This window comes from Prodigiosinella confusarubida, assembly GCF_002847015.1.
Lineage (GTDB): Bacteria > Pseudomonadota > Gammaproteobacteria > Enterobacterales > Enterobacteriaceae > Prodigiosinella > Prodigiosinella aquatilis.
In genome coordinates this window covers 4,791,229-4,811,564 of sequence record NZ_CP025085.1, presented here as the reverse complement: position 1 = coordinate 4,811,564, position 20,336 = coordinate 4,791,229, and the positions used below count along the sequence as shown (strand labels likewise).

The 20,336-nt window shown below is 52.5% G+C and carries 16 protein-coding genes, 3 tRNA genes and 1 pseudogene; 15 read left to right on the top strand and 5 right to left on the bottom strand.

The features are described 5' to 3' along the window. Positions 1 to 50: 50 nt before the first annotated feature. Both lsrC and lsrA read right to left on the bottom strand, forming a co-directional pair. Positions 51 to 1,128: pseudogene (lsrC, locus tag CWC46_RS21950) on the bottom strand (autoinducer 2 ABC transporter permease LsrC). After that, complete coding sequence (lsrA, locus tag CWC46_RS21945) at positions 1,122 to 2,687, bottom strand: autoinducer 2 ABC transporter ATP-binding protein LsrA (protein WP_021014400.1); 1,566 nt, start codon at positions 2,685 to 2,687, stop codon at positions 1,122 to 1,124. Before lsrA ends, lsrC begins: the two are co-directional and overlap by 7 nt. Before the next feature lie 250 nt (positions 2,688 to 2,937). Here lsrA and lsrR point away from each other — a divergent pair, with 250 nt between their 5' ends. The 6 genes from lsrR to deoD all read left to right on the top strand — a co-directional run bounded on the left by lsrR (position 2,938) and on the right by deoD (position 10,653). Then, entirely contained in the window at positions 2,938 to 3,930 is a 993-nt protein-coding gene (gene lsrR / locus CWC46_RS21935; protein ID WP_162300162.1) for a transcriptional regulator LsrR, read from the top strand. 258 nt (positions 3,931 to 4,188) lie between these two features. Further along, on the top strand, positions 4,189 to 5,784 hold the full coding sequence (gene lsrK / locus CWC46_RS21930) for an autoinducer-2 kinase (RefSeq protein WP_021014402.1): 1,596 nt from the start codon (positions 4,189 to 4,191) through the stop codon (positions 5,782 to 5,784). Positions 5,785 to 6,425: 641 nt separating this feature from the next. Beyond that, a complete protein-coding gene (gene deoC / locus CWC46_RS21925) occupies positions 6,426 to 7,178 on the top strand; it encodes a deoxyribose-phosphate aldolase (protein WP_021014403.1) in 753 nt (250 codons plus the stop codon). Positions 7,179 to 7,267: 89 nt separating this feature from the next. Continuing rightward, the gene (deoA, locus tag CWC46_RS21920; RefSeq protein WP_021014404.1) at positions 7,268 to 8,611 is read left to right on the top strand and encodes a thymidine phosphorylase; all 1,344 of its coding nucleotides are present in this window, start codon (positions 7,268 to 7,270) and stop codon (positions 8,609 to 8,611) included. Positions 8,612 to 8,653: 42 nt separating this feature from the next. Further along, positions 8,654 to 9,877 (top strand): phosphopentomutase, encoded by a 1,224-nt coding sequence (deoB, locus tag CWC46_RS21915; protein WP_021014405.1) that lies wholly within the window; start codon positions 8,654 to 8,656, stop codon positions 9,875 to 9,877. Between the two features lie 56 nt (positions 9,878 to 9,933). Continuing rightward, positions 9,934 to 10,653, top strand: coding sequence for a purine-nucleoside phosphorylase (gene deoD, locus CWC46_RS21910; RefSeq protein ID WP_021014406.1), 720 nt, complete (start codon positions 9,934 to 9,936; stop codon positions 10,651 to 10,653). A 29-nt stretch (positions 10,654 to 10,682) separates the two neighbouring features. Here deoD and rimI read toward each other — a convergent pair whose 3' ends face one another. Together rimI and CWC46_RS21900 are read right to left on the bottom strand one after the other, a co-directional pair. Then, the gene (gene rimI, locus CWC46_RS21905) at positions 10,683 to 11,126 is read right to left on the bottom strand and encodes a ribosomal protein S18-alanine N-acetyltransferase (protein ID WP_021014407.1); all 444 of its coding nucleotides are present in this window, start codon (positions 11,124 to 11,126) and stop codon (positions 10,683 to 10,685) included. Beyond that, entirely contained in the window at positions 11,095 to 11,508 is a 414-nt protein-coding gene (locus CWC46_RS21900; RefSeq protein WP_021014408.1) for a DNA polymerase III subunit psi, read from the bottom strand. The genes rimI and CWC46_RS21900 overlap by 32 nt, the downstream gene beginning before the upstream one ends. Positions 11,509 to 11,619: 111 nt before the next feature. Between CWC46_RS21900 and rsmC the strand changes: the two genes are divergently transcribed. Continuing rightward, positions 11,620 to 12,654, top strand: a complete 1,035-nt coding sequence (gene rsmC, locus CWC46_RS21895) for a 16S rRNA (guanine(1207)-N(2))-methyltransferase RsmC (RefSeq protein WP_021014409.1) — start codon at positions 11,620 to 11,622, stop codon at positions 12,652 to 12,654. Positions 12,655 to 12,716: 62 nt separating this feature from the next. Here the strand turns inward: rsmC and CWC46_RS21890 are convergent, their stop codons facing one another. Further along, complete coding sequence (locus tag CWC46_RS21890; RefSeq protein ID WP_021014410.1) at positions 12,717 to 13,709, bottom strand: aldo/keto reductase; 993 nt, start codon at positions 13,707 to 13,709, stop codon at positions 12,717 to 12,719. A gap of 115 nt (positions 13,710 to 13,824) precedes the next feature. Between CWC46_RS21890 and CWC46_RS21885 the strand changes: the two genes are divergently transcribed. The 8 genes from CWC46_RS21885 to CWC46_RS21850 all read left to right on the top strand — a co-directional run bounded on the left by CWC46_RS21885 (position 13,825) and on the right by CWC46_RS21850 (position 20,334). Beyond that, entirely contained in the window at positions 13,825 to 14,727 is a 903-nt protein-coding gene (locus CWC46_RS21885; protein ID WP_021014411.1) for a LysR family transcriptional regulator, read from the top strand. Positions 14,728 to 14,843: 116 nt separating this feature from the next. Next, a tRNA-Leu gene (locus CWC46_RS21880) sits at positions 14,844 to 14,930 on the top strand. Between the two features lie 34 nt (positions 14,931 to 14,964). Further along, positions 14,965 to 15,051, top strand: a tRNA-Leu gene (locus tag CWC46_RS21875). A 30-nt stretch (positions 15,052 to 15,081) separates the two neighbouring features. Further along, positions 15,082 to 15,168 (top strand) — tRNA-Leu (locus CWC46_RS21870). Between the two features lie 215 nt (positions 15,169 to 15,383). After that, positions 15,384 to 16,292, top strand: a complete 909-nt coding sequence (locus CWC46_RS21865; protein WP_021014412.1) for a LysR substrate-binding domain-containing protein — start codon at positions 15,384 to 15,386, stop codon at positions 16,290 to 16,292. 146 nt (positions 16,293 to 16,438) lie between these two features. Then, a complete protein-coding gene (locus tag CWC46_RS21860) occupies positions 16,439 to 17,902 on the top strand; it encodes a gamma-aminobutyraldehyde dehydrogenase (protein ID WP_021014413.1) in 1,464 nt (487 codons plus the stop codon). 91 nt (positions 17,903 to 17,993) lie between these two features. Further along, a complete protein-coding gene (gene ydcS / locus CWC46_RS21855) occupies positions 17,994 to 19,151 on the top strand; it encodes a putative ABC transporter substrate-binding protein YdcS (RefSeq protein WP_021014414.1) in 1,158 nt (385 codons plus the stop codon). A gap of 157 nt (positions 19,152 to 19,308) precedes the next feature. Beyond that, positions 19,309 to 20,334: an ABC transporter ATP-binding protein gene (locus CWC46_RS21850; protein WP_037380572.1), complete on the top strand. Its 1,026-nt coding sequence runs from the start codon at positions 19,309 to 19,311 to the stop codon at positions 20,332 to 20,334. The last annotated feature ends 2 nt before the right edge of the window (positions 20,335 to 20,336 follow it).

Genomic DNA, 20,336 nt, shown 5'->3' with positions numbered 1-20,336 from the left:
TTTAATCTGGTGGTTAAAAGGCTTGCCATCACTGAAGGATTGGTTGTCATTCACGGGACGGCTGGCGAAAGATTTACTGTTCGATGGCTTATGGTTACCTGGTTTTGACGGGTGTTCTGTCGGTGGATTTTTTTTATCGGTAGCATTCGTGTTGGTGGTGAATCGGGCATATTTCTGCTGGCGGATATTGCGTTCAATAGCACAACGCAGGCGGCCATCGAACACCAGCACGCCCAGCAGCACCAGGCCGGCAATAAAATCATTCCACCAGGCGGGTAGACGTAACAGCACCAGCACGCTGTCGATCTGTGTCAGTAGATAGGCTCCAAGAATGGCGCCAATAATCGTCCCTGTTCCGCCCAGCAGACTGATGCCGCCCAATACGCAGGCGGCAATAGCTTTCATTTCCAGCCCGCTACCGGTTTGATTGGGGATAAAACCAATTTGTGAGGCAAAGACTATTCCGGCCAGTGCCGCCATTACGCCATTCATGGAAAAAGCAAAAATCCGAATACTGTCAGTCCGAATGCCCAGCTGGCGGGCGCCTTGTAAGTTATCGCCCGTTGCGTAGAAACTGCGGCCAAAAGCGGTTTTACCCAGTAGCCAGGCCATGGCCAGGATAAGCAATATAATCAGCCAGCCAATGGGGGAGATGGAAAACAGAATCGGCGTTGACAGACTTTTTAGATCCTCCGGTAACCCTTCAATCCATTTCCCGCCCGTCAACAGCAGCATCAGGCCACGATATAGTCCCAACGTACCCAGTGTGGCGACAATTGCCGGGATGCGCAGCCAGGCCACCAATATGCCGTTAAAGCAACCAGCCACCATGCCAACCAGTAAGGTCAACAGGCAGGAGATCGCCAGACTGAAACCGGCATTGAGCGCCATACCGATGGTGACGGCACATAAGCCGGTGATAGAGCCGACAGAGACATCTATGTTGCGGGTCAACATCACCATCGTGGCGCCGATCGCCAGTAAAATCAGGATATGGGCACTACTGAAAATCATAGTGAAGGTTTGCAGATTGAAATAGCTGCTGTCGATGGCCGCCAGCAACGCAAATAAGGCCAGGATAGCCAGCAATGCGGTGCCTTCACGGTTATTCTGAATAAATTTCAACATGCTACACCCTCATTTTCGGTAGGTTGATGGGTGTCGATATGCTGTTCACCAAAGGCGATATGCATAATCGTATCGACGGTCATTTCATCGCCGCTCAGTGCGCCACTGATTTCCCCCTGATGCATGACCAGCACGCGGTCAGCCATCTGCACCACTTCTTCCAAATCCGAAGAGATAAAAATAATCGCCACATGCTGTGCGGCAATACTGCGAATCAATTGATAGATATCACTGCGGGCTGATACATCCACACCACGGGTGGGTTCATCGATGATCAGCAGCAGGGGATTAGCCTCCAGGCATTTGGCAATCAGCAGTTTTTGTTGATTACCGCCGGACAAGGTGCGAACAGGTTGTTCGAGATGGTTAAATTTAATGTTGAGTGCCCGGCGGTAGCGCTCCAGCGTCGCGGCTTCCTGTGCCGGATGGGTCCACACTCCCTGACGGTCATATGTCAGTGAACACACATTCCAGCTCAGCGGGGCATCAAGGTAGAGACCAGAAGCCTGCCGGTCTTCAGGCAGATAAACCAACCCGGTCGTTAAGCGATCGACGGTTTTCATCGTAGTGATATCAACGTCTTCCAGTGTAATACGGCCACTGCTGGCAGGACGTAAGCCATACAATGTCTCGGCCAGCTCCGTTCTGCCTGCGCCAACGACGCCCGCTAATCCGAGAATTTCACCGGCCCGGATTTCAAAGGAGATATGCATGAATCCTTCACCGCTCAGGTCTATCACTTGCATTACGGGTTGATCGGATTGAGCGCGTGATTGGGTGCGGCGGTTACCCGGCAGCTCCAGCCATAATTTTTGTGTATCACTTAACGCTCCATTTTTACTCTGTGGCGTAATGGCCTGAATAATGGTTTCGGTAGAAAAATCCGCGGTGGCGCCGCTCAACGCAATGCCACCATCACGCATGACACTGACCCAGTCAGCCAGTTGGCGGATTTCAGGCAATTTATGAGAGATAAAGACGACACCGACGCCCTGTTGCAGCAATATTTTGATCTGGCTGAATAAACGATTGGCTTCGGCGGGCGTTAATGAGGCGGTTGGTTCATCAAGGATTAAAATACGCGAGTCGCGCATCAGGCCGCGCATAATTTCCACTAACTGTTGATCGGCAACATTGAGCGAACCGGCGCTGGCAGACAGATCCAGGCGGCAACCCAGGCTTTCCAGCAACTGGGCCATTTTCTTTTTATCAGCTTGATGTTTTGGCAAACGGAACAGGATATTTTCCTGCACCGAAAGATTGGCAAACAACATCGGTTCTTGCGGAACCAGATAAATACCCAACTGATGCGCTTTCGCCGGCGTGAGGTCGGAGCATGGCTGTCCATTAATCTCGATGATGCCACTATCCGGTGGTAAGACTCCGGCAATGATTTTCATCAGTGTGGATTTACCCGCACCATTCCCCCCGAGCAGTGCATGGACCTGACCAGACCGTAAAGTGAAATCGATACTTTTCAATACCACTACGCCAGAAAACTGCTTGCTGATACCTCGAGCCTGGAGCAGCGGTGGTGAAGGGGAGACGGTGTATGGCATCAGTGGCTCCTGGTGATCGAAATGAACAAAAATAATTTAAAAATAAAAATGTTCAAAAAAAGATAGCTTGATAATCCCTTAATTGGCGTAATCAATGTCACATTTTTGTGAATAAAAATATTTAAATTAAAATGTGTTCAAATATGTTGAGTAAACTGTTAGCGTGACTATCCAGTGGAATATGACCATGACGCACAGTTTCAGTCTGGGAATAAGAAAACAGTCAGTAATGATGAAAGAAAAACCAACCATGAAAGAAAAGTCGGTGAGCAAAGAAAAAAACATGTCGTCCAACGATGAATACAAATATCCGGGTAATAGCATGAGTGAAGAGGAACTGCTCGCTCGCATTGCGTGGTTTTATTATCACGATGGCTTAACACAAGGGGATATTGGCGAACTGCTGGGGTTGGCCCGATTAAAAGTTTCCAGGTTACTGGAAAAGGGTCGGCAGTCTGGTGTGATTCGGGTACAGATTAATTCACGCTACGAAGGCTGTCTGGAACTGGAAAACATACTGCAACAGCGCTTTGGCCTTAAGCATATTCGTATCTTGCCTTCTCTGGCTGATCCTGGCATCAGCAGCCGGCTGGGTATCGGTGCCGCGCATTTATTGATGGCTTTGGTACAGCCGCAACAACTACTGGCTGTTGGTTTCGGTGAAACCACCATGTCTGCGCTACAGCACCTGAGCGGTTTTATCGCATCGCAGCAAGTTCGCCTGGTAACGTTATCTGGCGGTGTTGGTTCTTATATGACGGGAATCGGTCAGTTGGATGCTGCCTGCCAGGTCAGCATTATTCCTGCGCCGCTGCGAGCATCCAGTGCCAGCGTTGCCGACACATTCCGTCAGGAAAACAGTGTTCGTGATGTGATGCTGGCTGCCTGTGCAGCCGATGTGGCGGTAGTTGGCATTGGTTCCGTCAATCAGAAAAAAGAGGCCACCATTTTGCGCTCCGGCTATATCAGTGAAGGCGAGCAATTGATGTTCAGCCGTAAAGGCGCGGTCGGAGATATCCTTGGCTACTTTATGCAGGCCGATGGCTCCCTGGTTCCGGACATGCAGATTCATCAGGAATTGATTGGTATTTCGTTGACAGATCTCACCACTATCCCGACCGTTATCGGCGTGGCAGGTGGTGTGGAAAAATCAGACGTCATTGTCGCCGCATTGCAAGGGAAGTATGTGAATGCGTTGGTGACGGATGAGGTGACGGCTCGGTCAATAATCAATTTGATTTAATTGGCTATTTTTCTTGTTAGCTTGAGATTGGGCTGTGCTCGTTACCGTCACATACTACGTGTATGCTCCGGTCCCTGCGCGCAGTCCGCACTCAATCTGACGGCGACAATAACGCCAATTAAGTGTCAGTTGCAGGCTATTTCTCTTGTCAGCTTGAGATGGTTTTAACTTTTGATGTGAGTAGTGGGGGATTTCCCCGTGGGAGACAGAATTATTCGCGAATTGATATAAAAATCACTTAAAACAGAGGAACGCGTAATGAGTCAGCTCTGTACAACAACTACCGCATCGGGTGATTACCTGATGGCGCTGGATGCCGGTACTGGCAGTGTCCGGGCCGTAATATTTGATCTTAACGGCAATCAGATAGCGGCCGGACAGGCTGAGTGGATACATTTACCGGTGCCTGATGTACCAGGATCGATGGAGTTTGATTTGACGACTAACTGGCAATTGACGTGCCAGTGTATTCGTCAGGCACTGCATCTGGCTAATTTGCCGTCCAGTGCTATCCGTGCGGTAGCCGCCTGCTCAATGCGCGAAGGGATTGTGCTCTATGATCGCAGTGGCACGCCGATCTGGGCTTGCGCCAATGTGGACGCGCGCGCCAGCCATGAAGTCAGTGAGCTAAAAGAGTTGCACAATGATGGGTTTGAATTGGAAGTCTATCAGTGTTCCGGTCAGACGCTGGCATTGAGTGCGATGCCCCGGTTGTTATGGTTGGCTCATCATCGTTCGGATATTTACCGCCAGGCGGGTACGTTAACGATGATAAGTGACTGGCTGGCTAATATGCTCAGTGGCGAGCTGGCCGTTGATCCTTCGAATGCCGGGACTACCGGCATGCTGGATTTGTCCACCCGCGACTGGCAACCGACGTTGCTGGAAATGGCCGGGCTGCGGGCTGATATTTTATCGCCGGTAAAAGAGACTGGAACCTTGCTGGGGCATGTCACGGCACAGGCTGCCGAAGCCTGTGGTTTGCTGGCGGGAACGCCGGTAGTCATGGGCGGTGGTGATGTACAGCTGGGTTGCCTGGGATTGGGGGTGGTACAACCGGGGCAGACGGCGGTATTGGGAGGGACATTCTGGCAGCAGGTCGTTAACTTGCCAAAGCCGATTACCGATCCCAATATGAATACCCGAATTAACCCCCATGTCATTCCCGGCATGGTGCAAGCGGAATCCATCAGCTTCTTTACCGGTTTGACCATGCGTTGGTTCCGTGATGCGTTTTGTGCCGAAGAGAAACTGCTGGCCCAGCGGTTGGGGGTGGATACCTACAGCTTGTTGGAGGATATGGCGGCCAGAGTGCCGGCTGGCGCTTACGGGGTCATGCCGATTTTCTCTGATGTGATGCGGTTTAAGTCGTGGTATCACGCCGCCCCTTCTTTTATCAACCTCTCCATTGATCCTGAAAAATGCAACAAAGCCACGTTATTCCGTGCGCTGGAAGAGAATGCGGCTATCGTCTCCGCTTGCAATCTGGCCGAAATCGCTAAATTCTCCGGTGTGAAAGCCTCGTCTGTCGTCTTTGCCGGCGGGGGATCGAAAGGCAAGCTGTGGAGCCAGATTCTGGCGGATGTGACCGGTATCCCGGTGCAAGTGCCGGTGGTAAAAGAAGCCACCGCGTTAGGCTGTGCCATTGCTGCCGGCGTGGGCGTCGGGCTGTATGATGCCCTGGATAAAACCGGTGAGCGGCTGGTGCGTTGGGAGCGGGAATTTATCCCGAACACAGAGCATCAAGCGCTATATCAGGCAGCAAAAACCAACTGGCAAGCGGTGTATACCGATCAACTGACGCTGGTGGACAGTGGGTTGACGACCTCGCTCTGGAAGGCGCCTGGCCTGTGAAGTTGTCCGACCGAATGTCGGGTTGTATGCATCACTGCCATCTGATGAATGCCTGATTTCTCGGGTATGACGTCAATGGCACGGGTAACGTAAACGTTTGGTGATATCCCCGCGCTCGCGCGGGGATTTGCGGCCCAATAAGTGATGTTTAACCGGCTAACAGTGCCGCGTAACGGCTGATATCGACGTTACCACCGCTGATAATCACGCCGATTCGTTGCCCTTTCAACTGTGAACTCACCTCGTGTGTACCTTGGAATTGAATTGATGCAAATTCAGGGATTCAGCGCCATGCGTGCCGCCACAGGCGAAATATACAAACAGTAAAATCAGCGGCGCATGGTTTGTTATTTGTTTTGGTGTGATAATAATCACATCTAATGTGATTTATTTGCCTGTATTTACCTATTTATGTGAATAAAATTACAAATAAGCGTGTCGATGTAGATTCAAATATCAGGGAACGGGTGAATACGCTCCTGTTAGTGATGAATGATGGTAATGCGGTGGGTTTGGCTACTCGACACGAGTCCCCTGCTGAGTGCTATTCTCAGTGAACCAGAATGCCGAGTATTACTTAAATATCGCTGGCCCTGCTTTTGTATTTACCGATCAAACTGGCTGAAGAGTTGGAGTATTGTATGACAGAGTTAACCGCTGCGGCGCAGCGTGCATTGGGTTTGATGGATTTAACCACCCTGAATGATGACGATACCGATGAAAAAGTGACCGCACTTTGCCATCAGGCCAATAGCCCGGCCGGCAAGACGGCCGCCATCTGCATTTATCCCCGCTTTATTCCGCTGGCCCGCAAGACGTTGCGTGAACAGGGCACGCCGGACATCCGCATTGCGACGGTGACCAACTTCCCACACGGTAATGATGATATTGCCATTGCTGTGGTGGAAACCAACGCTGCTATTGCCTATGGCGCAGATGAAGTGGATGTGGTGTTCCCGTATCGCGCGTTGATAGCGGGAAATGCCCAAGTGGGTTTTAAACTGGTGCAGGCGTGCAAAGAAGTATGTGATGCCGCCAGTGTGCTGCTGAAAGTGATTATCGAAACCGGCGAGTTGAAAGAGGATGTGTTGATCCGCCAGGCCAGCGAGATAGCCATTGATGCTGGCGCCGATTTTATTAAAACCTCCACCGGTAAAGTGCCGGTCAACGCGACCCTGCGTAGCGCGGAGGTGATACTGAGCGTCATCCGTGATAAGGGTGTTGGTGAACGGGTCGGTTTTAAAGCGGCGGGCGGTGTGCGTACCGCTGAGGATGCGGCTCAGTATTTGCAACTTGCCGATACGATTATGGGTACAGGTTGGGCTGATGCGCGGCATTTCCGTTTTGGCGCTTCCAGCTTACTGGGTAGCCTGTTAAATACGCTGGGACACTAAACTGCCGCTGCGCATCGTGGTTATTGGAGATCCCGTAAATCCCGATGCTACGGTATTGATTAACCGTCCCTTATGCTGGAGAAAACACCTTGTTTCTGATTCAGGAGATCATTCGTAAAAAGCGTGATGGACAGCCGCTTAGTGCGGAAGAAATCCGCTTTTTCGTTAACGGTATCTGTGACAACACAGTATCGGAAGGGCAAATTGCGGCACTGGCCATGACCATTTATTTCCATGATATGACCATGGAGGAGCGTGTCGCGCTGACACTGGCAATGCGTGATTCCGGTACGGTTCTTGACTGGAAAAGCCTCAATCTTAACGGACCGCTGGTGGATAAACACTCCACTGGCGGTGTCGGTGATGTGACCTCGTTGATGCTGGGGCCGATGATAGCCGCCTGCGGTGGCTATGTGCCGATGATTTCCGGGCGAGGTCTGGGACATACCGGAGGAACATTGGATAAGCTGGAGTCGATTCCTGGTCTGGACATTTTTCCCGACAATGACGAATTCCGTCGGATTATCCAACAGGTGGGCGTGGCGATTATCGGCCAGACGAATTCACTGGCACCCGCGGATAAACGGTTCTATGCCACGCGGGATATTACTGCCACGGTGGACTCCATCCCGCTGATTACCGCCTCCATTCTGGCGAAAAAACTGGCGGAAGGACTGGATGCGCTGGTAATGGATGTAAAAGTGGGGTCGGGCGCGTTTATGCCGACCTATGAACAGTCTGAGCAACTGGCGCTGGCGATTGTCGGCGTGGCCAATAACGCTGGATGCCGTACCAGTGCGTTGCTAACGGATATGAATCAGGTGTTGGCATCCAGTGCGGGGAATGCGCTGGAGGTCCGGGAGGCGGTGCGTTTTCTGACGGGAGAACACCGTAATCCGCGATTGTATGAAGTCACTATGGCGCTGTGTGAAGATATGCTGCTGGCGGGATATCTGGCGAACAACAGTTCGGATGCCCGGTCGCGTTTACAGGCGGTGCTGGATAATGGTAAGGCGGCGGAGGTATTTGGCCGCATGGTGGCCGCACAGCGTGGACCAGTGGATTTCGTCGAGCATCATGATCGTTATCTCTCTTCCGCTACGTTGAGCAAACCAGTGTTTGCCGAACATGATGGGATCGTCAGCACGATGGACACCCGTGCGCTGGGGATGGCGGTGGTGGCGCTGGGGGGTGGTCGCCGTCAGGCCGGTGCCAGTATTGATCATCGTGTTGGGCTGAGTGACATGGTCAGTCTGGGAGACCGTGTGGATTCGCAGCGTCCGCTGGCGATTATTCATGCCAATACAGAAGCGCAATGGCGACAGGCAGAGCAGGAAGTCCGGGCAGCAATTGTTGTCAGTGACTGTGCGCCGAAGCCAATGCCGATAATTTATCGTCGGTTAAGTGCAAAGGATGTATCGCTTTCCGATTGAAAGCGGCGCAAATCGCCGATAAAGAACACAGGAGATAACAACATGAAACGTGCATTTATTATGGTGCTCGACTCATTTGGCATCGGTAGTGCTGCCGATGCCGCAAAGTTTGGTGATGCTGGCTCAGATACACTAGGCCACATTGCGCAAGTTTGTGCGGCGGGCAAAGCCGATCAGGGCCGTAAAGGTCCGTTGCATTTGCCAAATCTGAGCCGTCTCGGATTGGGTAAAGCGGCGGAAGAATCTACCGGACATTTCCCGGCAGGACTGGATGCACAAGCAGAAATCGTCGGCGCTTACGCTTACGCCAGCGAAATCTCCTCTGGTAAAGATACACCGTCGGGTCATTGGGAAATGGCTGGCGTGCCGGTGCTGTTTGACTGGGATTATTTTCGTGATGAACAGAACAGCTTTCCACCGGCACTGCTGGACAAGCTGGTACAACGCGCCGAACTGCCAGGTTATCTCGGTAACTGCCATGCTTCCGGTACGGTAATTCTGGATAAACTTGGCGAAGAACACATGAAAACCGGCAAGCCGATTTTCTACACTTCAGCAGATTCGGTGTTTCAAATCGCCTGTCATGAAGAGTCCTTTGGACTGGAAAAACTGTATGCGCTGTGTGAGATAGCGCGCGAAGAATTGGATGCAGGCAACTACAATATTGGCCGCGTGATTGCTCGTCCATTTGTCGGCGACAAAGCGGGAAATTTCCAGCGAACCGGTAACCGTCACGATCTGGCGGTTGAGCCTCCAGCGCCGACTGTGCTGAAAAAACTGGTGGAAGAAAAAGGCGGGGAAGTGGTCTCGGTGGGTAAAATCGCTGATATTTATGCCAATGTAGGGATTACCCAAAAAGTGAAGGCCACCGGTATTGATGCGTTGTTTGACGCGACTTTGGCACAGATGGATCGGGCGGGTGATAACACCATTGTGTTCACTAATTTTGTGGATTTTGATTCCTCCTATGGTCACCGTCGCGATGTGGCTGGTTATGCGGCTGCGCTGGAGTTATTTGACCGTCGCCTGCCGGAAATGCTGGCGAAAGTCACTGGGGACGATATCTTGATCCTGAGCGCCGATCACGGTTGCGACCCCACCTGGCCGGGGACTGAGCATACCCGCGAGCATGTGCCGGTGCTGATGTACGGTCCACGGGTACTGCCGGGTTTCCGGGGGCATCGCACCACGTTTGCGGATATCGGACAAACGGTCGCATGTTATTTTGGCTTGTCACCGATGGATTACGGTAAATCGATGCTCTGACCCAGGTTGGAGTATGCGCGATGTTATTTTTACGTTGATGAAGAGGGAAGAGAAGGATGGCTACGCCACATATTAATGCAGAAAGAGGTGATTTCGCGGATGTCGTGCTGATGCCTGGCGATCCGTTGCGCGCCAAATATATCGCCGAAACCTTTCTGGAAAATGCCATTGAAGTCAATAACGTTCGTGGCATGCTGGGGTTTACCGGGACATATAAAGGTCGCCGTATTTCTGTGATGGGCCACGGTATGGGGATCCCTTCCTGCTCTATCTATACCAAAGAGCTGATCACGGAATTCGGCGTGAAAAAAATTATCCGTGTCGGTTCCTGCGGCGCAGTACGCCACGACGTGAAACTACGTGACGTAGTGATTGGCATGGGGGCCTGCACCGATTCCAAGGTCAATCGTATGCGTTTTAAAGATCATGATTTCGCTGCGATTGCTGATTTTGATTTGCTGCGCCATGCAGTGGATGCCGCTAACGCCCGTGGCGCCAATGTGCGCGTCGGTAACCTGTTCTCGGCCGATCTGTTCTACACGCCAGATCCGCACATGTTCGACGTGATGGAAAAATATGGCATCCTCGGCGTGGAAATGGAAGCCGCCGGGATTTACGGTGTGGCGGCGGAGTTCGGCGCCAAAGCGCTGGCGATCTGCACGGTGTCTGACCATATTCGTACTCAGGAACAGACTACGGCGGCAGAACGCCAGACCACCTTCAACGAAATGATTGAGATAGCGCTGGCGTCTGTTCTGTTGGGCGATAAGGATTAATCCGGCAAGCGCTGCTGCTGGCAGTGTTTTTATCCCAGCGGCAGCGCCATGATAATGGCGTCTTCCCGGCCTTGTACCGTGGGGTAATAATCCCGTCGGATAGAAACCTCATTGAATCCCAGGCTTTGATAAAGGGCCATCGCTCGGTGATTGGAAGCGCGGACTTCCAACCATAGCGTCAGAATACCTTTCTTTTCCAGCGTATCAATCAGGTACTCCAGCAATTGGCGGCCATAGCCGTGGCGCTGATGCGCCGGATGCACGGCGATGTTAAATAATGTGGCCTCATCCAGTATCACCTGAGTGATCGTGTAAGCGACCAGTTGCTGATCATGACATAACTTCAGGTTGAGGTAGCGTTCACCCTGATTACTGACAAAGGTTTGTTCCGTCCACGGAAAGGCGTGGCTTAAATGTTCAATCTGAAAGGCTGACGCCAAATCAGTCGGGAGCAGGGGAGAAATTGTGTTCATGTTGACAAATCTGCTGCCATAGAGCGCGTTTGGCTCCGGCATTGTGGTAAAGCTCGGCTAACGCCGGGCTGGTGAGTTGAATACCTTCCAGATGCAGTGGTGATTCGATGCCCAGCCGCCAGCAGTGACAGCGAGTGTGTTCGGGGAGCATCACCACTTGCTGCGGTGTCAGGCCATAGGTTTCATCAGGTGAAAGTTTCAGGCTGTGTATTACATCCTGTAGCAGCGGATCATCACTGGCGGGCAGCGGATTCGCCACGATCAGCAGTCGAGTGCCAGGTGGCAGGCTGACGGCAATTTCCCCCTGCAACACCGTCGGACGCCGCAACGTCCACTGCGTGATCCCCAGTTGTTGTAGCAGCTCGTCCCGTCTTGATGTCATGCCATCCCCTGTCTGGAGCGTGATTATGCTGCGCTATGCTAGCAAACCCATCGTACATGCGCCAACAAACCTCTATAATCGCCGCTTAGTTAATTAAGGAGCCAGAGACTGATGTCCGCTTTTACCCCCGCCAGTGAAGTGATACTGCGCCATAGTGATGAATTTACCTCCCGCCGGGTGCTGTTTGCTGGCGATTTGCAGGATAGCCTGCCAGCCCAGTTTGATGCGGTAGAGGTGCGCGTGCATACCACTCAGTACCATCACTGGCAGCAGTTGCACCCAATGTTGGGAGAGCTCGTTCACTTTTCTCTGTTGGCGGATGCCAGGGTGGTGGAGGGGTGCGACACCCTGATTTACTACTGGCCGAAGAGTAAATCGGAAGCGCAGTTTCAGCTTGCCAACCTGCTGTCTCTGTTGCCGGTGGGATGTGAAATTTTCGTGGTGGGAGAAAACCGCAGTGGCGTGCGCAGCGCGGAGAATATTCTCGAGGGTATCGCCAGCCTGAATAAAATTGATAGCGCCCGGCGTTGTGGGCTGTACCACGGTCGTTTGGATGCGAATACCTCGTTTGCTTTGGATGACTGGTGGCTGGATTATGATGTGGATGGTGTTCCTGTTCGCACGTTACCCGGTGTTTTCAGTCGCGATGGCCTGGATTCGGGTAGCCAGCTGTTGCTTTCCACACTGGAGGCTCATCAGAAGGGCAAAGTGCTGGATATTGCCAGCGGCGCGGGTGTGCTGGCGGCGGTGTTCGCCAAGCGTTCGCCGAAGATACGTCTGACACTCAGTGATGTCAGCGCGGCGGCGTTGGAATCCAGTAAAGCTACGCTGACACTGAATCAGCTGGAGGGCAATGTGGTTGCCAGCAATGTGTATTCCGACATTGTGGGTCGCTTCGATATGATCATCTCTAACCCACCGTTCCATGAGGGTATGAAGACCAGCCTGCATGCAGCAGAAACGCTGATTCGCGGTGCGGCGTTACATCTGAACATCGGTGGTGAGCTACGCATTGTGGCCAATGCCTTCCTGCCTTACCCCGCGTTGCTGAGTGACACCTTTGGCAATCATGAAGTTATCGCCCAGAACGGCCGCTTTAAGGTATATCGTTCGGTATTGTCGCGCGCAGCGAAAGCAAGGCGTTAATAGCAGGCCAGCAATGGTGTGATAATTTCCCTTGCTGGCCTTATTGTGACGATTATTCCACGTTACACGTTAATAGTGTCCATACCTTCCTGGGTATAACGTTCACCGGCAAACGCCTGGAACGGACATATGGCTTCGATAGCCGCCAGTTCGGCTGCCGTCAGCGTCACATCCAGCGCAGCGACATTCTCTTCCAGATAACGGCGGCGTTTGGTGCCGGGAATCGGCACAATGTTTTCGCCTTGCGCCAACACCCAGGCCAGTGCCAACTGTGAGGGAGTGACGCCTTTTTCTTGCGCCAGTTGTTTGATCTTATCTACCAATTGCAGGTTTTTAGCAAAGTTTTCGCCGCTGAAGCGTGGATTGGCTCGGCGGAAATCATCGGCGGATAAATCATCGATGCTGCGAATGGCGCCGGTCAGGAAACCGCGACCCAATGGGCTATAGGGGACAAAACCGATCCCCAGTCGTTTACAGGTGGGCAGAATGGTTTCTTCAACGTCACGTGTCCACAATGAGTATTCACTTTGTAACGCGGTAATCGGGTGGACCTTGTGAGCGCGCTCCAGCGTGTTGGCTGAGGCTTCACTTAGTCCGAGATAGCGGATTTTTCCCTCTTTTACCAGATCGGCCATGGCGCCTACGCTCTCTTCAATCGGCACGGCTGGATCAATGCGGTGCTGATAATAGAGGTCGATGACGTCTACCCCCAGCCGTTGCAGACTGCCTTCCACTGATTTGCGGATATAGTCGGGTTTGCCACACACACCACGCTCTTGCAGATTCGCTGGATTGCGCAGAATACCAAACTTGGTAGCCAGAAAGACCTGGTCACGTTTGCCTTTAATGGCTTTACCCACTAACTGTTCATTAGTGTGAGGACCATACATATCAGCGGTATCCAGTAATGTGACCCCCAGCTCCAGTGCCCGGTGCAGTGTGGCGATAGCCTCTTTCTCATCCATCGCTGTAGAGTAAAAATCGCTCATTCCCATGCATCCCAGACCGATGGCGGAGACGAGCGGGCCCTGCTGACCCAGTTTACGTTGCTGCATTATGTTACCCCTGTCATACGAATGAGAGGTTCAGTATGGTTGTTGGGAAATAAAAGATAAATCACGTTGTTTGTGCAACACTGTTTGAAAAAAGCAAACAATGTGTGGTGGAAAGATGGATCAGATACAGGCCATGCGGGTGTTTGTCCGCATTGTGGAGGCCGAAAGTTTCAGCCGTGCGGCGGAAAATCTGGGATTGCCGCGCGCAACGGTGAGTCAGACATTGAAGCGGCTTGAACTGCGGTTGGGGGTGCGTCTGTTACTGCGTACCACCCGACAAGTGCAGATAACGGATGAAGGCCGGATTTATTATCAACGTTGTATACAATTGCTGGCAGAAATTGATGAGACTGATGCGCTGTTCTCCCACCAGCGTCAGCAACCCAGTGGACGGGTGAGAATCGATATGCCGCATTCACTGGCACGACAAATAGTGATCCCTGCCTTACCCGAATTTTACCAACGTTATCCGCAGATTACGTTGGTGTTGAGCGCCAATGACACTACCATTAACATGATGCGTGAAGGTGTTGATTGTGTCCTGCGCGCCTGGCAGACAGATGATGATTCTCTGGTGGCACGTCATTTTCCTTCACTTCGTCAGCTCACTTGTGCCTCGGCTGACTATTGTGCAATCCATGGTGTGCCCGAAAGCCTGTCCGATCTGGCTGCTCACCAGATGATAGGGTACTTTTCCCTGCAAACGTCACAGCGCTATCCGCTGGAATTTATGCAAGCGGAGCAACTCGTGACCCGGATGCTTCCCTCCCGTCTGGATGTCAGCGGCGCGGATGCGTATATCGCCGCCTGTTGTGCGGGGTTGGGGATCATTCAGGCTCCGCGTTACGGTTTGACGCCGTTGCTGGAAAGCGGGGAACTGGTGGAAATTTTGCCGCAAACACCCCCGCCGGATATGCCACTTTATGTGATGTATCAACCGGGCCGTTTTCTGGCACCGCGCATCCGGGTGGTGATCGAATGGCTGCATGAGCTTTTTAATCAACAACTGACTGACTGATGTCACTTTTTTTGCATCAAACCGCTGCATACAACGGAAATAATCATTGACCTTAACGGGAAAATCTCTAGAATTCGCCCCCGTGGTGACATCATGTGACGTAATGTTGCAGGTCAGCGAAGGTGGCGGAATTGGTAGACGCGCTAGCTTCAGGTGTTAGTGCCTTAACGGGCGTGAGGGTTCAAGTCCCTCTCTTCGCACCAATATCACCACACCGATTTGTATTGCACAGTACCTGCGAAGGTGGCGGAATTGGTAGACGCGCTAGCTTCAGGTGTTAGTGTCTTAACGGACGTGAGGGTTCAAGTCCCTCTCTTCGCACCACTGGCGATACAAATTGATGCTGTAAACCGTGCGAAGGTGGCGGAATTGGTAGACGCGCTAGCTTCAGGTGTTAGTGCCCTAACGGGCGTGAGGGTTCAAGTCCCTCTCTTCGCACCACTCTCCATTATTGGTTATTTTTTGACTCCCCACACAGCAATTTCCCTTCCTTAAGTCATGATCACTGGCATGACTTTTGTGTTCTGTTTCAAATCATTCACATCTGGTTGTTCACCTGTTTGACAAAAATCCGCTGCCTGCCATTATTTGATCATTCACTTAAACCGAATGCTTTCCACCTGAATTCGGTTTTATGTCTAGGTAGGGCTCCCGCTATGCTGACGTTACGCCAGATTCGCCATTTTATTACCGTTGCTGAAACCGGTTCGATCTCCGCGGCAGCTCAGGCTTCTTTTGTTTCTCAGTCTTCCCTGACGCAGGCAATTCAACAGCTTGAGACAGAAATCGAAGCGCGGTTGTTTGACCGCCACGCCAAGGGCATGACGCTGACGCATCAAGGGCATCAGTTTTTACGGCAGTCGTATCTGATCCTCGCGACGGTCGACAATGCTAAACGCAGTCTGCAAATGGGCACCGAAAGTGTCACCGGGCACCTCACTCTGGGCGTAACCAGTCTGGTCGCTGGCTATTTTCTGGTGGATTTACTCAAGCAATTCAACGCCTACTATCCGAAAGTGGAAGTCAAAGTCGTCGAGGATGAGCGCCAGTACATTGAGCATTTACTGGTCAGCGGTGAAATTGATATCGGCGTGCTGATCCTCTCAAACCTCGAAGACCGCGACGCGCTGCAAACCGAAGTGTTGACCCATTCCTCTTATCGCTTGTGGTTGCCGCCACTGCATCCGTTGCTGGAGCGCGAAAGTATTTCGCTGGCAGATATCGCAAATGAGCCGCTGATCCAGCTCAATGTCGACGAAATGGAAAAACACGCGCAGCGCCTGTGGGCACGGGCGGGGCTGAAACCGAATATAGCGATGAAAACGGCTTCGACTGAAGCCGTGCGCAGTCTGGTGGCCGCCGGGCTTGGCGTTTCAGTGCAACCGGACATGGCATACCGTGCCTGGTCGCTGGAAGGTAATATGATTGAGGCCAGCAAACTGGAGGATTCCATCGAACCGCTGGATATTGGATTGGCGTGGCGGCGCGGCAGTGCGCGACCGGAACTGGTGACGCCATTCCTGACCATTGCGCGGGAGAACAGTGCCAAGCGCAAGCCGTTGTAACAGAGCATTCGGTTAAACCGAATGTAGCCTTCAATAATTGCTATTTGTTGCCCTCAGGGAAATTACTTAATATGAATTGGCAATTTGTTACCGATATATAACATTTTTGTTAATTTACGATAATTCTCTGCTTTGAGGGTAGTGCAATGTCGGATGCAGAATTTGTTGCCAGTTTCTCTGAAAAACACGCGATCAATGGCGACCTTCTGCACGGCGAGGGCGCGACGCAAAGCATTTTCAATCCCGCCACGGGTGACATTATCGCCGAAGTGGCAGAAACCTCTCTGACACAGGTCGATCAGGCGGTTCGTGCGGCCAATAATGCGTTTTACCGCTGGTCACGCACTACACCCGCTGAACGTGCCACGATACTCTTGCGCATTGCCGATGCAATTGAAAAACAGGCGCACGCTTTGGCGCGGCTTGAAGCCATTAACTGCGGCAAACCACTGCATCAGGCACTGAATGACGATCTGCCCGCCGCGATTGACGTTTTCCGGTTCTTCGCTGGTGCCGTGCGTTGCCAGCAGGGGCAGCTTTCAGGCGAATATCTTCCTGGCCATACCTCTATGGTGCGTCGTGACCCGCTCGGCGTGGTAGCGTCGATTGCGCCGTGGAATTACCCGCTGATGATGGCCGCGTGGAAAATCGCCCCCGCGCTGGCGGCGGGGAATACCGTGGTCTTCAAACCTTCCGAACATACCCCATTGACTATTCTGGCGTTGTTGCCGGCCTTGCAGGAAATCCTGCCGCCCGGGGTGCTGAATGTGATTACTGGCAGCGGTGAAGGCGTCGGTAGTGCGCTGGTCAGCCATTCTCACGTCCGTCTGATATCGCTGACCGGCGATATCATCACCGGCCAACGCATTTTGCAGGCGGCGGTTAAAACGGTGAAGCGTACTCATCTTGAACTTGGCGGTAAAGCGCCGGTGATTGTCTGCAACGACGCCGATATTGATGATGTGGTTCAGGCGGTCAGCGCCTGGGGTTATTACAACGCCGGGCAGGATTGTACTTCCGCCTGCCGCGTCTATGCACAGGCCGGTATTTATGAGCGTCTGGTGGAAAAGCTGGGTGATGCGGTTTCGCAATTGCCCTTCGCCAAAAAGAACGACAATGAAAACGTTATGGGGCCGCTGATCAGCAGTCGGCAGCGTGATCGTGTATCGAGCTTTGTCGAACGGGCGCTCAGTCAGCCGCATATCGAGCGGATTACCGGCGCGGCATCGCATTCCGGCCCCGGTTTTTATTACCAGCCGACGTTGCTGGCGGGTTGTTTGCAAAGCGATGAAATCGTGCAGCGTGAAGTCTTCGGGCCGGTGGTTAGCGTGACGCGTTTTGACACCATTGAACAGGTGGTGAACTGGGCGAACGAATCAGAATACGGGCTGGCGTCGTCGGTCTGGACACAGAACATCGATCTGGCGATGCAGATTTCCAGTCACATGCAATATGGCACCACGTGGATTAACACCCACTTTTCATTGGTCAGTGAAATGCCGCACGGTGGATTAAAACGATCCGGCTATGGCAATGATCTTTCCAGTTATTCACTACAGGACTACAGCGTAGTCAGACACATCATGGCGAAATTCAAACCTCAATTCTAAAAACAAAAAATAATTACCTAACGTCATTGGCGTTGCCGTAAGGCGGAGACAGCGCGAAGGACAACGGGTAATACGACGACAGGAGTAAGCGATGAACAAGATTAACGGTAATTACACCCTATCTGCTATTTGTTTGGGCCTGCTAAGTTTTCTAAGTACCGCGTTGGCGGCTGAAATGCCAACAAGCATTGGCAAAGGCGAGGGGCAATTAAATATTATTGCGTGGCCGGGTTACATCGAGCGCGGCGAAAGTGACAAGAATTATGACTGGGTCACTCCGTTTGAAAAACAAACCAGCTGTAAGGTGAATGTTAAAACCGCCGCGACGTCTGATGAAATGGTCAGCTTGATGGCGAAGGGCGGTTATGACCTGGTGACCGCTTCCGGTGATGCGTCATTGCGTCTGATCTACGGCAAACGTGTTCAGCCAATCAACCCGGCACTGATCCCCAACTGGAAGAATATCGACCCGCGTTTGATGAAAGGCGCATGGTTTAATGTTGGTGGCAAAGTCTACGGCACGCCGTATCAGTGGGGGCCAAACCTGCTGATGTATAACACCAAAACCTTCCCGACCGCACCAGACAGCTGGTCAGTTATCTTCGTTCCACAAATTCTGCCCGACGGCAAAAGCAATCAGGGGCGCGTTCAGGCCTACGATGGCCCGATCGCCATTGCTGACGCCGCGCTGTATCTGAAAAGTACCCAGCCGGATCTTAAAATCGAAGACCCTTATCAGCTTAATGAAACGCAGTATCAGGCGGTGCTGAAATTGCTGCGCGTCCAGCATCCGCTGATCCACCGTTACTGGCACGATGCGTCGGTTCAGATGAGTGATTTCAAAAATGAAGGCGTGGTAGCCAGCAGTTCCTGGCCGTATCAGGCTAACGCGCTGAAAAGCGAGAAGCAGCCGATTGCCACTGTATTCCCGAAAGAAGGTGTTACCGGCTGGGCGGATACCACCATGTTAGCGGCAGATGCCGAACATCCTAATTGTGCTTACCAGTGGATGAACTGGTCACTTGAACCGAAAGTGCAGGGCGACGTTGCGGCGTGGTTTGGCTCTGTGCCAAGCGTTCCGGCTGGCTGTAAAGCCAGTACGTTGTTGGGCGCCAACGGGTGCGAAACCAACGGATTCAATAAATTCACCGCGATTTCATTCTGGAAAACCCCGCGATCCGAAGGTGGGAAATACGTCCCCTATAGTCGCTGGACGCAGGACTACATCGCCATCATGGGCGGTCGGTGATCCGCTTCATCCTTTGAGCCGTTTCTGCGTTGGCTGCATTCGCGAACCCCGGTCACTTACTTCAGTAAGCTTCCGGGGATTCACTCAGTTGCCGCCTTGATGTAACTCAAATGATTTTGCGTTTGGTTTTTTTATTAAAATGAAAATCCGGGAGAATATGATGGCCGCCGTACAGTTTATTAATGTTTCCCGATCATTTGGGGAAGTGAAAGCCGTTGATAATGTGTCGATTGATATTCAGGACGGCGAATTCTTTTCAATGCTTGGACCTTCGGGTTCGGGAAAAACCACCTGCCTGCGGTTAATTGCTGGTTTTGAAACGCTGACATCAGGGGCTATTCGTATTCATGGCCAGGAAGCCTCGCAGCTCGCGCCGTATGAGCGGGATGTGAACACCGTCTTTCAGGATTACGCGCTGTTTCCTCATATGAGCGTACTGGATAATGTGGCGTATGGGCTGATGGTGAAAGGGGTGGGGAAAAAAGAGCGTATTCAGCGTGCGATGGAAGCGCTGGAGCGGGTGGCGCTGGGTTTTGTCGCCGCACGTAAACCGGCGTTTTTATCCGGTGGCCAGCGTCAGCGAGTGGCGCTGGCGCGGGCACTGGTCAATCAGCCTAGCGTGTTATTGCTTGATGAACCGCTCGGCGCACTGGATCTCAAACTGCGCGAACAGATGCAGGGCGAACTGAAAAAGCTGCAACGCGAACTGGGCATCACGTTTATTTTCGTCACCCACGATCAGAGTGAAGCGCTATCGATGTCCGACCGTGTGGCGGTGTTTAACAATGGCCGCATCGAGCAGGTCGATACGCCGCGTGAGTTGTATCTCTGCCCGCGCACTGCGTTTGTCGCGCAGTTTGTTGGTACTGCGAATGTGCTGACGTCCGATCTCTCGCTGAAACTCACCGGCCTTTCCGGCAGTCGCTCCATCCGTCCGGAACATATCCGTCTTGCGCCACAATCCGTCGCTGACAGTAGCGACGTGCAGGTGAACGCGGTGCTGAGGGATATTCATTTTCAGGGGGCGGCGACGCGTTATGAACTGGCGCTGGAAAGCGGCGAGCGGCTGTTTGTCAGCGAACCCAATAACCTTTCGACGGCGTCACAATACGTTTTCCAGCAAGGGCAGCCGGTGGTTGCCCGTTGGGATCGGGATGCAATGGTGGCGTTGCGAGAGGGCTAAAA

Excerpts from the sequence above, each read along its gene's own strand:
- rimI (WP_021014407.1), bottom strand. The coding sequence starts at position 11,126 with ATGAACACAATTTCTCCCCTGCTCCCGACTGATTTGGCGTCAGCCTTT.
- CWC46_RS21890 (WP_021014410.1), bottom strand. The coding sequence starts at position 13,709 with ATGCAGCAACGTAAACTGGGTCAGCAGGGCCCGCTCGTCTCCGCCATC.
- CWC46_RS21850 (WP_037380572.1), top strand. The coding sequence starts at position 19,309 with ATGATGGCCGCCGTACAGTTTATTAATGTTTCCCGATCATTTGGGGAA.
- ydcS (WP_021014414.1), top strand. The coding sequence starts at position 17,994 with ATGAACAAGATTAACGGTAATTACACCCTATCTGCTATTTGTTTGGGC.
- rsmC (WP_021014409.1), top strand. The coding sequence starts at position 11,620 with ATGTCCGCTTTTACCCCCGCCAGTGAAGTGATACTGCGCCATAGTGAT.
- CWC46_RS21865 (WP_021014412.1), top strand. The coding sequence starts at position 15,384 with ATGCTGACGTTACGCCAGATTCGCCATTTTATTACCGTTGCTGAAACC.
- lsrA (WP_021014400.1), bottom strand. The coding sequence starts at position 2,687 with ATGCCATACACCGTCTCCCCTTCACCACCGCTGCTCCAGGCTCGAGGT.
- deoD (WP_021014406.1), top strand. The coding sequence starts at position 9,934 with ATGGCTACGCCACATATTAATGCAGAAAGAGGTGATTTCGCGGATGTC.
- deoC (WP_021014403.1), top strand. The coding sequence starts at position 6,426 with ATGACAGAGTTAACCGCTGCGGCGCAGCGTGCATTGGGTTTGATGGAT.
- deoB (WP_021014405.1), top strand. The coding sequence starts at position 8,654 with ATGAAACGTGCATTTATTATGGTGCTCGACTCATTTGGCATCGGTAGT.
- CWC46_RS21885 (WP_021014411.1), top strand. The coding sequence starts at position 13,825 with ATGGATCAGATACAGGCCATGCGGGTGTTTGTCCGCATTGTGGAGGCC.
- lsrK (WP_021014402.1), top strand. The coding sequence starts at position 4,189 with ATGAGTCAGCTCTGTACAACAACTACCGCATCGGGTGATTACCTGATG.
- lsrR (WP_162300162.1), top strand. The coding sequence starts at position 2,938 with ATGAAAGAAAAGTCGGTGAGCAAAGAAAAAAACATGTCGTCCAACGAT.
- CWC46_RS21900 (WP_021014408.1), bottom strand. The coding sequence starts at position 11,508 with ATGACATCAAGACGGGACGAGCTGCTACAACAACTGGGGATCACGCAG.
- CWC46_RS21860 (WP_021014413.1), top strand. The coding sequence starts at position 16,439 with ATGTCGGATGCAGAATTTGTTGCCAGTTTCTCTGAAAAACACGCGATC.